The organism is Rubrobacter taiwanensis, assembly GCF_004337705.1.
Lineage (GTDB): Bacteria > Actinomycetota > Rubrobacteria > Rubrobacterales > Rubrobacteraceae > Rubrobacter_C > Rubrobacter_C taiwanensis.
This window is the reverse complement of record NZ_SKBU01000020.1, coordinates 31,769-43,575: the sequence shown is the minus strand read 5'-3', so window position 1 is coordinate 43,575 and position 11,807 is coordinate 31,769. Positions and strand designations below refer to the sequence as shown.

13 protein-coding genes and 1 tRNA gene are annotated in these 11,807 nt (G+C 68.7%); 8 read left to right on the top strand and 6 right to left on the bottom strand.

Annotation, left to right across the window (positions count from 1 at the left end):
- Nucleotides 1–2: 2 nt before the first annotated feature.
- From E0L93_RS11565 to E0L93_RS11555, 3 genes are read right to left on the bottom strand one after another with little or no spacing between them, the layout of a single operon-like run.
- A complete protein-coding gene (locus E0L93_RS11565) occupies nucleotides 3–473 on the bottom strand; it encodes an FHA domain-containing protein (protein WP_132692076.1) in 471 nt (156 codons plus the stop codon).
- A gap of 5 nt (nucleotides 474–478) precedes the next feature.
- Nucleotides 479–1,282: an FhaA domain-containing protein gene (locus E0L93_RS11560; RefSeq protein WP_279387494.1), complete on the bottom strand. Its 804-nt coding sequence runs from the start codon at nucleotides 1,280–1,282 to the stop codon at nucleotides 479–481.
- A gap of 5 nt (nucleotides 1,283–1,287) precedes the next feature.
- Nucleotides 1,288–2,862, bottom strand: a complete 1,575-nt coding sequence (locus E0L93_RS11555) for a serine/threonine-protein kinase (RefSeq protein WP_132692072.1) — start codon at nucleotides 2,860–2,862, stop codon at nucleotides 1,288–1,290.
- 112 nt (nucleotides 2,863–2,974) lie between these two features.
- Here E0L93_RS11555 and E0L93_RS11550 point away from each other — a divergent pair.
- From E0L93_RS11550 to E0L93_RS11540, 3 genes are all read left to right on the top strand, one after another.
- Nucleotides 2,975–3,058 (top strand) — tRNA-Leu (locus tag E0L93_RS11550).
- Between the two features lie 50 nt (nucleotides 3,059–3,108).
- The gene (locus E0L93_RS11545) at nucleotides 3,109–4,200 is read left to right on the top strand and encodes a hypothetical protein (RefSeq protein WP_132692070.1); all 1,092 of its coding nucleotides are present in this window, start codon (nucleotides 3,109–3,111) and stop codon (nucleotides 4,198–4,200) included.
- Between the two features lie 14 nt (nucleotides 4,201–4,214).
- On the top strand, nucleotides 4,215–4,496 hold the full coding sequence (locus E0L93_RS11540) for an Lrp/AsnC family transcriptional regulator (RefSeq protein WP_132692068.1): 282 nt from the start codon (nucleotides 4,215–4,217) through the stop codon (nucleotides 4,494–4,496).
- Between the two features lie 9 nt (nucleotides 4,497–4,505).
- Here the strand turns inward: E0L93_RS11540 and E0L93_RS11535 are convergent, their stop codons facing one another.
- Nucleotides 4,506–5,627 carry a glutamate--cysteine ligase gene (locus E0L93_RS11535; RefSeq protein WP_132692066.1) on the bottom strand — a complete coding sequence of 374 codons (1,122 nt, stop codon included), beginning with the start codon at nucleotides 5,625–5,627 and terminating at the stop codon, nucleotides 4,506–4,508.
- A gap of 70 nt (nucleotides 5,628–5,697) precedes the next feature.
- The gene (locus E0L93_RS11530; RefSeq protein WP_132692064.1) at nucleotides 5,698–6,294 is read right to left on the bottom strand and encodes a TlpA family protein disulfide reductase; all 597 of its coding nucleotides are present in this window, start codon (nucleotides 6,292–6,294) and stop codon (nucleotides 5,698–5,700) included.
- A 58-nt stretch (nucleotides 6,295–6,352) separates the two neighbouring features.
- On the opposite strand from E0L93_RS11530, the gene E0L93_RS11525 reads away from it, so the two are divergent.
- Complete coding sequence (locus E0L93_RS11525; protein WP_132692062.1) at nucleotides 6,353–6,853, top strand: DoxX family protein; 501 nt, start codon at nucleotides 6,353–6,355, stop codon at nucleotides 6,851–6,853.
- Between the two features lie 61 nt (nucleotides 6,854–6,914).
- Nucleotides 6,915–8,093 carry an MFS transporter gene (locus E0L93_RS11520; protein ID WP_132692060.1) on the top strand — a complete coding sequence of 393 codons (1,179 nt, stop codon included), beginning with the start codon at nucleotides 6,915–6,917 and terminating at the stop codon, nucleotides 8,091–8,093.
- Here E0L93_RS11520 and E0L93_RS11515 read toward each other — a convergent pair.
- Nucleotides 8,045–8,740, bottom strand: coding sequence for a GntR family transcriptional regulator (locus tag E0L93_RS11515; RefSeq protein WP_132692058.1), 696 nt, complete (start codon nucleotides 8,738–8,740; stop codon nucleotides 8,045–8,047). The genes E0L93_RS11520 and E0L93_RS11515 overlap by 49 nt on opposite strands.
- A 119-nt stretch (nucleotides 8,741–8,859) precedes the next feature.
- Here E0L93_RS11515 and E0L93_RS11510 point away from each other — a divergent pair, with 119 nt between their 5' ends.
- From E0L93_RS11510 to E0L93_RS11500, 3 genes are read left to right on the top strand one after another with little or no spacing between them, the layout of a single operon-like run.
- Nucleotides 8,860–9,738, top strand: a complete 879-nt coding sequence (locus E0L93_RS11510) for a fumarylacetoacetate hydrolase family protein (protein WP_243638207.1) — start codon at nucleotides 8,860–8,862, stop codon at nucleotides 9,736–9,738.
- Nucleotides 9,735–10,472, top strand: coding sequence for a type 1 glutamine amidotransferase (locus E0L93_RS11505; protein WP_132692054.1), 738 nt, complete (start codon nucleotides 9,735–9,737; stop codon nucleotides 10,470–10,472). Before E0L93_RS11510 ends, E0L93_RS11505 begins: the two co-directional genes overlap by 4 nt.
- Nucleotides 10,469–11,800: a glutamine synthetase family protein gene (locus E0L93_RS11500; protein WP_132692052.1), complete on the top strand. Its 1,332-nt coding sequence runs from the start codon at nucleotides 10,469–10,471 to the stop codon at nucleotides 11,798–11,800. Before E0L93_RS11505 ends, E0L93_RS11500 begins: the two co-directional genes overlap by 4 nt.
- Nucleotides 11,801–11,807: the final 7 nt, after the last annotated feature.

The following is an 11,807-nucleotide window of genomic DNA, read 5'->3' as shown; positions in this document are numbered from 1 at the left end:
CCCTACTCCTTGTAGCGGAAGGTCGTGGACCCGATCTTTACCAGATCCCCCGGCTGCAGGGCCGAGGCTCCGGTACATCTCTCGCCGTTGATGAACGTGCCGTTGGTGGAGTTCATATCCTCTATATACAGAACGCCGCCCCGTCGCATAAGCCGGGCGTGCTCGCCGGAGGCGTAATCGTCGTGCCGGAGGGCTATGTCGCTGCTCCCGGAGCGGCCGATGACCGTCACCCCGCCGCCGATGGCGAACCTGGTCCCCGGCGCCAGACTCTCCGAGTCCTCAACCACGAACACCGGCTCCGAACCCGAGTCCACCACCGATTCCCGGCCGCCCCCGGCGACGAAGGTGTCGCTGTTCCTGGGCAACGAGCGCAGATCCCCGACCGCCCGGCGCACCACCACGTATACGAAGGCGAAAAGCAGCAACAATAGTAAAGCCTTCGCCGCGAGCAGCGGCACCTGCAGATCTATCAACGGTCTTAGTCCTCCCCGGGGCCGACGGCGCGGCGGATGAACCGGGCCCGGCTCTGGCCGAACGTCAGCTCGTCGCCGTCCTCGATGCGCTCCCGCTTGATGGGAGCGCCGTCCAACAGGGTTCCGTTGGTGGAGTCCAGATCCTCTATCACGAACCCGTCGCCCGAGCGCGAGAGCCGGGCGTGCCGCCGCGAAACGTTGGGGTCCGAGATCACGATGTCGTTCTTCTCCGAGCGGCCGATGATCCAGGGCCCCTGACCCTCCAGCGGGTACTTGCGGCCCTCGACCTCCAGCTCGGCTATCTCTCTGACCAGTCCGTGCTGACGCACGTCTTCGGCGGAGATGGCCGCCGTCCCCTGCTCGATAACGGCCGTCTTGAAGATGCGCGTCTCGCCCGAGGTGTCCTCCGGCGCTCCCTCCTCGCGCCTCCGGCGGTCGTCGCTGCCCGTGAGCCGCGCGGTGACCCCGAACTCTCCGAGGTTGAGCGAGTCCTCGGTGACGAACTCGACCCGGGGCGGTCCGACCATGTGGTAGCTGTGGTTGCGGGCGTGGGCGGAGACGTACTGGATGAGCTCCTCCTTGAGCGACTCTTTGTACGGCTCTATGGCCTCCGCATCCTGCGGAGAGAGATGAACGGTGAAGTCGTTGGGCGCGTAGGTGCGAGAAACGCTCACCATCCGGTTGTCGTCCATCTCACGGGTGAGGCCCTTGGCGATCTCAACCGGGTGTATCTGACGCTTGAAGGCGCGTCCGAAGACACCCTCCACAAGAGACTCCATGCGCTTCTCTATACCTTTAAGAAAGCCCAAGAGACCTACCTGACAGTTCTAGACTCCAGTACCCGGACCACAGAATATATTATAGCTGCGAGCCCCAGCGAAGTCACAGCGGTAGCCAGCGCCTGCGGCGTCTGGGCCACCAGCAACGCGTACCCCAGGCTGCCGCCGACGGCGGCCGCGGCCGCTCCCCAGACCCAGCGCCCGGCCCTCTCGGCGGTGGACAGGATCCCGGCTATCGCCGCCCAGAGCAGCGCCTGCCACAAAATCTCGGGAGCCTGCTGCAGTATGAGCTGGATCTGCGGCGCGAGCTGGCCCGCCGGCACGTTCAAGCTGCCCGCGTGGAACTCCAGCCCCGTGTAGCGCGCCTCGACCAGCCCGGTGGCCGGGTCGGGCGTGCCGCGCGCGAGGTCGTAGCCCGCGAGCGTTATGGCTCCCGCAGCGGCGGCCGCCGCTGCTCCTACCGGGCGCATGAGCGCCCCGAGCAGCACCGGCAGCCCGGCTCCCAGCCCCACCCAGGAGAGCGGGACGGCGAGCAGCGGTCCGAGCGGCAAAAGACGCGCGCTACCCCGCACCCCGGCGACCCAGAAGGTGCCCAGCACGAGGCCCAGGGCTGCGAACCCCACGACGCTGCCCGTGGCCTGCATCAGCGCCACGGCGAGCGCCACGATCACACCCAGAGCCGCCAGCCGGGGCAGCAGATACCCCGCTACCCCGAAGCCCGCCGCCAAACCCAGCATCTCCGCGCCGTTGGTGAGCACCAGACCGCTCCCCATGTACGCCAGCATGGCGGCCGTGACGCCGTTTACCGCCTTCAGGAGCTGCTCCGGACGGCGGGCGGGCTTCTTAGCCTCCCGGACGGCCTCGCCTCGGCTTCGGGTGGCGGGCGCCCTGCGGCCGGTGAGGAGCTCCAGCGCCTCCCGGGCGCTCTGCGGCCGGTGGGCGGGGTTCGGGGCGGTCGTCCGGTTTATGAACTCCGAGAGGCGCGGGGGGAGCTCGTCGTGATTGCGGGTCAAAAGCACCCGGGCCGTGGCCCCCACGGCGTAGATGTCGGTCAGGGCGGTGGGCTCCGCACCGTCCATTATCTCCGGCGCGATGTAGCCCGGCGTGCCGACGGCGAACCCTATCCGGGTCAGGCGCGTGTCCCCGGCCCGGTAGGCGACCCCGAAGTCTGTGAGCTTGACCCGGCCCCGCCGGTCGATGAGGGCATTCTGGGGTTTGACGTCCCGGTGGATGATGCCCTGGCCGTGGGCGTAGTCCAGGGCCTGCAGGATCTGGGCTATCGCGTCGGTAGTCTCCCGGACGGTGTAGTGCCGGGCCGCCTCGTCCAGCGGCACGCCCCGGATGAACTCCGTCACCAGATACACCTCGGTCTCGCCGGGGATTACCTCCAGCGTCTCCACGATGTTCGGATGCTTCAGACCCTGCGCTATCTGCCCCTCGCGCAGCGCGCGCGAACGCTCGCCTTGGGAGTAGACGGGGATGACCTTGATCGCCACGTCCTCACCGCCGGTGAGCGGGCGGGCGCGCCAGACCGTCGCGAACCCGCCGCGGCCGACCACCTCGGCCAGCATGTAGCTCTCCCTGCCCTCTATGTAGCGCGTCTCGGCCATCCCGCCGCGGGTAATTGTATCGTCAATCGGAACGGATTTGACGCTGCCCGTTACATGCGGCGGAGGGATGGCCACATCCGGATACGCTTGGTATACTCTTGAGACGCAAAACGGGCGAGTGGCGGAATTGGTAGACGCGCTAGGTTCAGGGTCTAGTGGCCGCAAGGCCGTGGGAGTTCGAGTCTCCCCTCGCCCACTCTCCCGCACTCTGCGGCGACCGGCTCTGGGGGAGAGAGAAAGAGATTCTTGGCGGAGAGGCGTTCTCGCAGATCCAGCACCAAGCCGCGCAGCCCGAGCGCTGCGCGGTCCCGGCGCCCCGGCGAGGGCCGAAGACCGGTTCGCGGCAGGGTCCGGGCGCTGCCGACGTGGCTGACCGCGATCCTCTTCGTGGTCATGGTCTTCGTCTCCTTCTCCTTTATCTTCTTCGTGGCCCGGGGCTGCGTGGCGAGTCAGGAAGCGACCGAGATCCGGAAGTACATCACCGGCTCGGACAGCATCCTGAGTGATTCGGCCGCTCTGGGGGCTACCCGGCTGCAGCCGCTTCTGGAGCAGGCGGGCGGTGACCCCGCCAATCTGGACGCCGAGGCGCTGCAGGCCGTCGCTGACGAGCAGCGCGTTCTCTACCGGCAGGCGATGATGAACGAGGACGTGCCGCCGGAGTTCGCCGACGCCCACCCCTACATGGTGAGCGCTCTGGGCATCCGGGTGACCGCCACCGAGCGGCTGGCGGGCGCCGCCGGCGAGGGGCCCGAGAGGTACCGGCAGGCTCTGACTGCCGCGGTCGAGGACTTCATCGTCAGCGACCGCATCATCGAGGAGCACTATCTCCCGGCCTCCCGGGAGGCACTGCGCCGGCTGGAGCAGGAGAGCGATCAGAGCTACCTCTACGAGCCGGCCGCCTTCATGGACTACGCGGCGCTGGGGGTCGAGCTCGAGGCTCCGGCCTCCGCCTCCTCCGCGCCCGCCAGCCCCGACGCCGTACACGGGGTGGAGATAACCGAGGTTCTGGTGGCCGGCCAGCCCCTCTATCCCGGCGGGAACGTGGTGCTCTCGGGCGGCGACGAGCCGGTCTTCACCGTGGGCGTCAGAAACGGCGGCGAGGTCCCTGAGGGGGACGTCCCCGTGGAGGTCGTTATCAACACGGCCATGGAGCGCCAGTCGCAGACGGCGACGATCCGGCGGCTGGAGGCTCAGGAGACGACCTTGGTGGAGGTCTCGGGCTTCCGGCCCGGCCAGATCAACGAGACCGCCGAGGTGACGGTGGAGGTCGGCCCGGTCGAGTACGAGGAGTTTCTGGAGAACAACACGCTCACGGGCACGGTCACGTTCGGGATCTAGGAGGTGGTGGCGCCTTGGTGACGGCGATAGTGCTGATCAGGACGGAGGGCGAGCGGGTGCAGGAGGCCGCCCAGGCGATGCTGAAGGTGGAGGGCGTCACCGAGGTCTACTCCGTGACCGGAGAGTACGATCTGGTGGCGATGGTGCGTATCCCCGAGTTCGAGAAGCTGGCCGACGTGGTACCCGGCCAGCTGGCCCAGATACCCGGCGTTGCCCGCACCGAGACCCTGGTGGCCTTCCGCTGCTACTCCAATTACGACCTCGACCGCATGTGGTCTCTGGGGTTCGAGGAGTAGCTGGCTCTTCTAAGTCTCCGCCAGCGCGGGGCGGGTGCCCTCTATGAGGTCCGCCACTACCTCCAGCAGATCCCCGCTCTCCTCGTAGATCCGGCGCTGCCGCCGGCTGCCGGTGCCCTGCTCCACGATGTCCAGGATGCCGCAGAGCTCGCTCTCGCAGCCGAGCTCGGCTGCGAGCGGGCGCAGCTCGTCCACCAGCCGGCGCGCCATCTCCTTCGCCGGCACGGACTCCTGAGCCCCGAAGTCGTAGAAGACGGCCTCCATCCCGTAGCGGGCGGCCCGCCACTTGTTCTCACTGGTGAGGTCGCGGTCGTAGCGCCGGACGGTCTCCGGGGCCTCGCGCACCGCCCGGGCGACGAGACACTGGATGAGGGCCGTGAGGGCCACCGCGGGCTCCAGCCGGGTCTGGGCGTCCGGTATGCGCACCTCTACCGTGCCGAACTTGGCGTGCGGCCGGACGTCCCACCAGCAGAACGTGTAGTCCTCGATGGCCCCGGCGGCCACCATCTTCTCCACGTAGCGCTCGAAATCTTCCCAGGAGCCGAACTCCGGCGGCAGCCCGGCGCGCGGGAAGCCGTCGAAGACCTTGATCCGAGTGGACTCGAAGCCGGTGAGGGCGCCGTGCCAGAACGGTGAGTTGGCCGAGAGCGCCAACAGCAGCGGGGCATATTCGGCGAGCCGGTTGGTTGCCTCTATCGACCGGTGCGCGTCCGGGACGCTGACGTGGATGTGCTGCCCCATGATGACCTCCCGGCGGGCCACCCACTGCAGCCGCTCCACGACGTCCAGATAGCGCTGCTGCGGGGTGATCTCCTGATCCTGATAGCGGGAGAAAGGATGGGTGCCCGCGGAGGCCAGCGAGGCCCCGCAGGCGGCGACCCAGGAGCCCAGACGATTGCGCAGCTCGCGCAGATTGGCGTGCACCTCCGGAACCGAGGCGCAGACCGGGGTCTTGGTCTCCACCACGGACAGAAAGAGCTCGTAGGAGATGTGCTCCGCGAGGTCCTCCGGCAGCCGCGACATGACCTCCTCCGCCTTGGGTACGAGCTCACCCGTGCTGGCGTCGACTATCTGGAATTCTTCCTCGACCCCCAGGGTGAAGCCTTCGCTGCCCTTGAACTCGATCGGCATAGGCGTCTCCTATCCTCGTGGTGCTTGCGGGGCGCCCCTTGTCTCATCTGCTCGGGAGGGCCGTCTCCCTCTAGGCTAGAGCCTCCTCTATCCAGCTGCGGAATGCCTCTTCCGGAGCCTCGCCGGCGTGAGCGGCGACTATCTCGTTGCTGCCGTCCAGCACGTAGGTTGTGGGATAGCCGGACACCTGATAGGTGGCACCGAGGGAGGGCTCGTAGATCGCCGGAGCGTCTATGCCGTACTCCTCCACAAAGCCGCGCACCGCTGCGGGATCGTCGCCCTGCACGCTGTCTATGCCGATCATGATCACACGCAGGTCCTCGCCGTAGTCCCGCTTGAGATCCGCAATGACCGGAGCCTCGTTCTGGCAGTGCGGGCACCAGCTCGCGAAGAAGACGAGCATGGTCGCATTCGCGCCGCCGGTCTCGCTCAGAGAGACCTCTCCCCGGCCGTTGACCGTGTCGGCGGTGAAGTCCGGGGCCTGAGAGCCGGCGGGCAGAAGCCCCTGGGAGTTGGGGGTGAAGGATTCACCCTGACCGCCGGAGGCCTGTACGATGGCGAAGACCGCGATCGCAATGATGGCGATCCCGGTTATCCCGGCCAGGATCAGGGGCAGAGAGGACTTGCTGCCGCCGGATTTCTCCCTCATCCAATCTTTGTCAGCCATAGATCTCGCTGCGTAGCCGGCACGACTGGTTCGCGATAGTATAGTATCCGGTTCGGGAATGAAAAGCTACAAACGTCCCCGCTCCGTAAAATCTCTGCTGGCCGGCTCTTATGTGACCCTGGCCTCGCGCCTGCTGCTTGGGGGGCTGTTCCTCTACGCCGGAACGGTCAAAGCGCTGGACCCGGGCGCTCTGGCGGCCTCGATCCGTACCTACGAGCTTAACCTGCCGGAGTGGTTCGTGACCCTCGCAGCCCACGCGCTCCCCTGGCTGGAGGTGCTCTTCGGTTTCTACCTGCTCGTCGGGCTCTTTACCCGCTTCGCCGCCGCGGCGGTGAGCGGGATGATGGCGATCTTCATCCTGGCCCTCCTTCAGGGCGCAATCCGGGGGCTGGAGATAGATTGCGGCTGCTTCGGCGCCACGGCGGACGGAGAACCGTCCAACCTCTGGCTGAGCTTCCTGCGGGACGTGGGCCTGCTCGCACTCGGCCTGCACCTGGTCTACGCCTCGGCCGGACGCTTCAGCCTCGACGCCCTGCTCTCGCGTCTGCGCACCTCCTGAGACCCGGCGCGCCTTGCCCGCCGCCTCCCGGGGGGTGCACACTACTACTACTACTTGCACCATGCCGGATCGCGCTCAGAAGGTTTCGCCGGCAGCCCGGCTCTTCCTGACCGCGCTGGCGGCGTTCTCCGGGGGCTTCCTCCTGCTCTCGGTGGTCCCGCTCTACGCGGCGCGGCCGGACGGCGGGGGTCCGGCCGCCGGGTTGGCGACCGGGGCCTTCATGCTCTCGACGGTCTCCGCCCAGCTGGCGATGCCCTGGCTGCTCCCCCGGACCGGATACCGGACGGCGATGGCCCTGGGACTCATCTTTCTCGGGCTGCCGGCCTTCCTCTACCTCTGGACGCAGAGCCTGGCGTCGCTGCTGGCGGTGACGCTCGTACGGGGCCTCGGGTTCGGCATCGTTACGGTCGTCGGCAGCGCGGCAGTCGCAGATCTCTTCCCGGCCGGGCGCCGCGGGGAGGGTATCGGCCTCTACGGCATAGCTGTCGGCCTGCCCGCGCTCTTCTGCCTGCCGCTCGGGGTCTGGCTGGCCGGAGCGGCGGGCTTCGGTCCGGTCTTCCTGCTCGGTGCAGCAGCCCCCCTGCTGGGGCTCCTCGCCGCCGCCGGGATCTCGATCCGCACTCCAGAGGCGCGGACGGGGAACGGGCACGTCCTCCGTGGCATGGGGCGCAGAGCTCTCCTGCTGCCGACCGCGACGTTCACGAGCGTCACGATCGCGGCGGGCGTCGTGATCACGTTCTTGCCGCTCGCGGCTTCCGGGACCGGATCCGCGGCCGCGGGGCTGTTCTGTATGGGAGCAGCCTCGACCGCCGCGCGCTGGTGGGCCGGCCGCTTCGGGGACCGCCACGGACCGCAGAGGCTCCTGCTCCCCGGCCTTCTCGTAGCCTCGGCCGGGATGCTGATCCTGGCGCTGAGCGGAGCCTCCGCGACGGCGCTGGCAGGCGGGGCTCTGCTGTTCGGCGCGGGTTACGGCACGATGCAGAACGCTACGCTGGCGGTGATGTTCGATCGCGTCCCGCCCGGAGAGTACGGGCTGGCTAGCACCCTGTGGAACGTGGCCTTCGACGCCGGGACGGGGCTCGGCGCCGCATCGTTCGGCTTCATCGTCGAAGCGGCCGGCTTCGGCCCGGCGTTCGCTCTCTCGGCCGCGCTCATGATCCTCGCCACCGGCGCCGTCCGCCTCGACGCCCCTCACGGGCGAGCCGCCGGATCCCGGCGCTCGCCGGGCCGCTCCCAGTGATGGACGGCCCGGCGCACGTGCTCGGCCATGAGCCGCTCGGCCTCGCCCGGACGCCCCTCCGCCACCGCCGCCAGGATCTCCCGGTGCTCCGCAACGTCCTCGGCCTGCCAGTTGGAGACCGCATAGCGCTGCGAAAGCAGCCGCCGCCCCACCTCGACCAGCCACAGCGACTCCAGCACCCGCACCAGCTCCTCGTTGCCGGTGGCCCGCGCGAGCGCAACGTGGAAGTCCCGGCTGGCATCGTGAGCCTCCACCCCACTGCGAGCCCGCTCCTCACGCGCTATCGAAGCCTCCATGCGCTCGATGTCGCCCCTTCCCCGCCGCTCGGCTGCTAGCCTCGCTATGCCCGGCTCCAGCAGCGCCCGCACCTCCAGACGCCGCAAAACCCCCTCAAGCCCAAAGTCCGCAACCCTGAAACCCCGGTTCGAAAGGGGATCCACAAGCCCCTCGCCCGCAAGCCGCCGCAGAGCCTCCCGCACCGGCGTGCGCGAGATCCCGAACCGCTCAGCGAGCTCGATCTGCCCGAGGCGCGCCCCCGGCGCCAACTCGCCACTCAAGACCAGATCCCGGATCCGCCGGTATGCAAGATCCACCACCGAATCGACCCGGATCGGATCCGACGCCCTTCGAGATCGAGAATCGCTCACAAACCTATCTTAAGCTCCCTGGATACATTATTCAACGACACCACTTGACAGAGCACAGTCCAATGGATAATGTATCCATTTCAGAGATCTGGTACTGACATGGGGTGTATGTTATGGGTATGAGCATTTCCGAGCTCGTCGGCCGGGGGCGGGTAGTACGGGTTTTACATGCGGGTGCGCCGGCGTGGGGGTGGCGGGTGGGGGATGAGATCCTGCTGGACAGCGGGGAGAGCATCCCGGAGGTTGAGGCGCGGTATCTGGCTCCGGCGGAGCCCACGAAGATCATCGCGGTACACCTCACTTACCGGAGCCGGGTTGAGGAGTACGGGGCACGCATCCCGCCCGAGCCCTCTTACTTCCTGAAGCCGCCTTCGGCGCTCAACGGGCACCGGGGGGTGGTGCGGCGGCCGGCGGGGACGCGTTTCCTCAACTACGAGGGGGAGCTCGCGGTCATCGTCGGGCGGCGGATGAAGGGCGTGGGGGTCGAGGAGGCGCTCTCGTACGTGGCGGGCTACACCTGCGCCAACGACGTCGGGCTGCACGACTTCCGGCACGCCGACCGGGGTTCGATGCTGCGGGTAAAGGGGCAGGACGGGTTCCTGCCGCTCGGGCCGGAGGTGGTACCGGCGAGCGGGTTCGACCCCGAGGACTTCGTGCTGCGCACCTACCTCAACGGCGAGGTCGTGCAGGAGGGAGGGGCTGGGGATCTGCTCTTCGGCGTCGCCTACCAGCTCGCGGATCTGTGCCGCTTCATCACCCTCGAGCCCGGCGACGTGGTCCTCACCGGGACGCCCGCCAACTCCCGGCCCATGCAGCCTGGGGATGTGGTGGAGGTAGAGATAGAGGGCATAGGCCGCCTCTCGAACACCGTCGAGGAGTGGGAGGCAGACCTCTCCGGGCCCGGCGAGCGGCCCGAGGTCTCCGCCAGCACGCTGCATGTTGCGCTCGCCATTCCGGAGGAGGAGGCGGAGAGCAGGGTGGAAGAGGGGGTCGTATGAAGGAGGAGATCAAGCCCGCGCTCATCCGGCAGCACGGACCCTCGTCTCCGCCCGCTCTGCTGGCCGACTGGCTGCGGGAGAGGGGGATGGAGTACGAGGTCAGCCGCTCCTGGCTCGGGGAGCGGGTGCCGGATCCCCGGCGGTACTCATTCGTCGCCTCGCTCGGTTCCAGGTTCAGTCCGCGCGATGCGCACGAGCCCGCCGTAGCTGCCGAACTGGAGCTGATCGAACACGCGGTGGAGCAGGGAGTCCCGGTGCTCGGGCTCTGCTTCGGGGGGCAGGTGCTCTCCGCCGTGCTCGGCGGGCGCACGGAGCCGCTGCCGCATCCCGAGCTCGGCTGGCATGAGATAGAGACCCGCGATCCGGAGTCGGTTCCGCCCGGGCCGTGGCTGGAGTGGCACTTCGAAGGGTTCACAGTGCCGGCCGGTGCCACCTTGCTGGCTCGCACGGAGCGTTCCGCGCAGGCGTTCAGGTACGGGCCGCACCTCGGCATACAGTTCCACCCGGAGAGCACGGTGGAGGTGGTGGCGCAGTGGGCCCGCAAAGACCGGGAGTCCGGACGGCTAGGCCGCTTCGGGATAGAGGACGGGTCGGGACTGCTCGCCGCTCCGCCCGGACAGCGGGAGGCGGCCAGGAAGGCGGCCTTCCGTCTCTTCGACGCGTTTCTGGAGCACATCCGGGAGGGTGGTGCAGGAGAGCCGGCAGATGAGACCGGCGGGAAGGAGAGAAGATGATCAGGCAGGAGAATCCGGCAGTGCTGCCTCCGGAGCTGGAGGACCCCTCCGTCACGTCGGTGCGGGTGCTGTATGCCGACCTGCACGGCGTGGCGCGCGGCAAGGACGTGCCCATCAGGGAGTTCAGGCATGCCGTGGAGCACGGGCTCGCGTTCTGCTCGGCGATCATGGGCACCGACCTGCGGCACACCCCCGTGGTGGGCGGCGAGGAGGGCTACCCCGACCTCGTGGCCTGCCCCGACCTCTCGACGATGACGCTCGTGCCCTGGGAGCCGGGGGTGGCGTGCTGCCTTGCGGACCTGCGCCCGGCCGGGGACCACGCGCCGCCCGCCGACCCGAGGGGCGCGGTGCGCCGGGCGGTCGCGGCCTTCGAGGAGGTGGGGCTCTCGCCTGTGGTGGGGCCCGAGCTCGAGTTCTTCCTGTGCGAGCGCGAGGCGGCGGGAGGGGTGCGCCGCTACGTGGACAACCTCAGCATGGTCTACACCGTGGGGCCACAGGCCGACCCGCGGGGGATAGTGCGCGAGATCGCCGAGATGCTCTCCGGGATGGGCCTCGGGGCCTTCGCCGCAAACCACGAGTTCATGAACTCGCAGTACGAGATAAACCTGCACCACGCCCCCGCGCTCACCGCCGCCGACCGGGCCTTCCGCCTCAAGTGCGCGGTCAAGGACGTGGCCGCGATGCGGGGGCTTGTCGCCACGTTCATGGGCAAGCCGTTCAACGACCAGGGGGGATCTGGCTTCCACATCCACTTCTCGCTCGAGCGCGACGGGGCGAACGCCTTCGCCGGGGGCGCGGACGGCGTCTCCGACCTCCTGCGCCACTTCGTGGCGGGCGTGCTCGCCCACGCCTCCGGGCTCATGGCGTTCCTCAACCCCACGATAAACGCCTACAGGCGCCTGGTGCCCGACTCGCTCGCCCCGACCCACGCCAACTGGGGCTGGGACAACCGCACCGCGTTCGTCCGCATCCCGCCCGAGCGGGGCGGGGCCACGCGGGTCGAGGTGCGGGTGGGGGACGGGAGCGCGAACCCGTATCTCGCGACCGCGGCGACCCTTTTTGCCGGGCTGCACGGGGTGCGCGAGCGGCTGCCGCTCGGCCCGCCGGTCGGGGGCGACGCCTACACCCTCGCCGGGGAGAAGGCGGGGCCGCCGCTCCCGGCCACGCTCGACGAGGCGCTGGACGCGCTGGAGGCCGACCAGGTGCTGCGTGAGGCGATGGGGCCGCAGATAGTGGACACCTTCCTCGCGCTCAAGAGGTACGAGATCGAGCGCCACCGCACCTGGGTCTCCGACTGGGAGATCTCCGAGTATTTGCACCACCTTTAGGAGGAGG

Coding starts and splice junctions, on each gene's coding strand:
- E0L93_RS11525 (WP_132692062.1), top strand. CDS start 6,353: ATGAAAAGCTACAAACGTCCCCGCTCCGTAAAATCTCTGCTGGCCGGC.
- E0L93_RS11505 (WP_132692054.1), top strand. CDS start 9,735: ATGAAGGAGGAGATCAAGCCCGCGCTCATCCGGCAGCACGGACCCTCG.
- E0L93_RS11535 (WP_132692066.1), bottom strand. CDS start 5,627: ATGCCGATCGAGTTCAAGGGCAGCGAAGGCTTCACCCTGGGGGTCGAG.
- E0L93_RS11530 (WP_132692064.1), bottom strand. CDS start 6,294: ATGGCTGACAAAGATTGGATGAGGGAGAAATCCGGCGGCAGCAAGTCC.
- E0L93_RS11510 (WP_243638207.1), top strand. CDS start 8,860: ATGAGCATTTCCGAGCTCGTCGGCCGGGGGCGGGTAGTACGGGTTTTA.
- E0L93_RS11555 (WP_132692072.1), bottom strand. CDS start 2,862: ATGGCCGAGACGCGCTACATAGAGGGCAGGGAGAGCTACATGCTGGCC.
- E0L93_RS11500 (WP_132692052.1), top strand. CDS start 10,469: ATGATCAGGCAGGAGAATCCGGCAGTGCTGCCTCCGGAGCTGGAGGAC.
- E0L93_RS11520 (WP_132692060.1), top strand. CDS start 6,915: ATGCCGGATCGCGCTCAGAAGGTTTCGCCGGCAGCCCGGCTCTTCCTG.